Annotated in this window: 1 protein-coding gene and 1 pseudogene; one reads left to right on the forward strand and one right to left on the reverse strand. The window is 46.6% G+C overall.

The genetic code is table 11. The features are described from left to right. Window positions 1-512, forward strand: a pseudogene (locus F6K53_RS38530) (glycosyltransferase family 2 protein); the annotation flags it as partial. Window positions 513-1517: 1005 nt separating this feature from the next. Here the strand turns inward: F6K53_RS38530 and F6K53_RS38535 are convergent. Next, on the reverse strand, window positions 1518-1706 hold the full coding sequence (locus tag F6K53_RS38535) for a hypothetical protein (protein ID WP_293056009.1): 189 nt from the start codon (window positions 1704-1706) through the stop codon (window positions 1518-1520). Between the last annotated feature and the right edge of the window lie 312 nt (window positions 1707-2018).

Genomic DNA, 2018 nt, shown 5'->3' on the forward strand with positions numbered 1-2018 from the left:
GGCTGTTTCGTAAGGAAAAGGTTTGGTTTGATGATTATGGTCATACGGAACGGGAAGTATGTGATGGACCGACTGGTTTCATCAAAGAAACATATCCTCACTACACCAACAGTAAGGGATTTACCCGCTGGATTGATAAACACAATCGCTACTCTACCGACGAAGCCCTCGAAACTTTGCGCCAGTTGGAGCAAGGAACTGTTGAGTGGCGAGACCTATTTTTTGGGCGTTCGGAAGTAGAAAGACGCCGTGCCCTGAAAAATTTGTCCTTACGCTTGCCCTGGCGACCTGTATTGCGTTTTCTATACATGTACTTCCTACTCGGAGGCTTCTTGGATGGTCAAGCCGGGTTTACCTGGTGTACCTTACAAGCATTTTATGAGTATCTGATATTGCTCAAAGTTTGGGAACTTAAGCATCCCATTCCGCCTCCGAGTAGCCATGTCATGCCCTCAACTTCCCCAGTCTCAAAAGACTCTGATGCTACCCAGGTCACTTCATCATCATCCTAGTAGTATTTCGGTCAGATTACGGTAGAATCAAATAGATTACTATACCATTGGCTAACTAACTGAAGTGGCTAACTAACCGATAAATCAAACATTTCATAGTAAAACTGGGTAGCAGGAAACCCCGCATCTAATGACCAGGGAGGACTTCGACCTAGCAGCAATAACCAGCTTTTGGCGCGAATCTAGGTTAAAATACAGAAGACGCAACAACCATTAAAGGAAAGGTGAAACTCCTAGTAGAGGGAAGTTTTGGTCAAAAGGTAGCTACCAGAATTTCTTACCAAAAGATTTGGGTAATCGCGCCCCTAGAGACGCGCGCCTTAGAGAGTGGAGCCTTTAAGGTGGGTCGGTCTCGCGCAAAAAGGTTAAAACTTGATAATTAAGGCGACCCTCTCTTACGGTAACTTTAAATCCTTCGTTGGCCTTTGGCCACGCTACGCGAACGACGGCTTTTCCGTCGGATGTGATAGAATAAAAGCATAAGCAATAAACAAGCATGTCAGATAGGTACTATCTAATCATAAGTAGACAACGTAAAAAATATGTATGAGATACGTATTGCGTAATTTGGTCTAACGACTACAACGTCTATGAAAAACTTAGATAAAAAAGTATAAAGGTGCGCTTGACCTATTAAGAATTAAATTCGCCACGGGTCGCACCTCTGTCTATTCATATAAAAAAGGTACGGTGGGGTTAGAAGTTACCGTAACAAGAGGGTCGCCTTTATAGTTAGTCGGCGCTTGTGTAAAAAGTTTTAACCTTTCTTGATGCAGTCGCTCATGGGGGAAACCCCCTTTGGCCGACTGCATCGCTTTTGATTAAGGCGACCCTGTCTTCATGCAAAGCGCGAGTGGGGGAAACCACGGCAAAGCGCGAGTGGGGGGAACCCCCTTTGGCGGCGCTGCCTTCCCAAGACCGCGCTGCATCGCTCTGATAAGGCGCGCGTTTCCGGCACACCGAAACCTAGATCTATGATCAATCACGCTTGGGGAGATTTGTCCTCTACTTTTTCTGACTCCGGTTTGAAAGAGCCACGACGAGTCGTAGAGCCAAGACTCCCCGCTCCTTACTGGCAGTGCCAGAGGCTACGCGAACAGGACGGGGAGTGTCAATCCAATCGGTGCCTCTACAAGCAAAAGCCGTTGTTGTGAGGGAATCAAGAACTTCGGGGAAGCCGACGCTACCAAACACAAAATTCTACTCAATGGCATTTTGCCGGACATGGTAGAGGCAATTAGCACCGCCTTGATGACTACCTTGAGGACTACCGAGAAATTGGTAGTTGCCCACGAGTAATACTATCCATCAGTATGTCCTCTAAGCAATCCCCGCGTCTAATCACCGCAGAGTGTCAATTACGATTCTCTATCTTTGTTAAATCAAGCGATAGGTTTGGGCATCAGTACCCTTTTCTGGATCTGCTGACCGTTGTACTACCATATCAATGGCGTCACGAGTGGTGCCAGAAATTGGACTGACAATCGAGCGATTCTCCCCAGTGAG

Origin of the sequence: Moorena sp. SIO4A1, assembly GCF_010672065.1 — a bacterium.
GTDB lineage: Bacteria > Cyanobacteriota > Cyanobacteriia > Cyanobacteriales > Coleofasciculaceae > Moorena.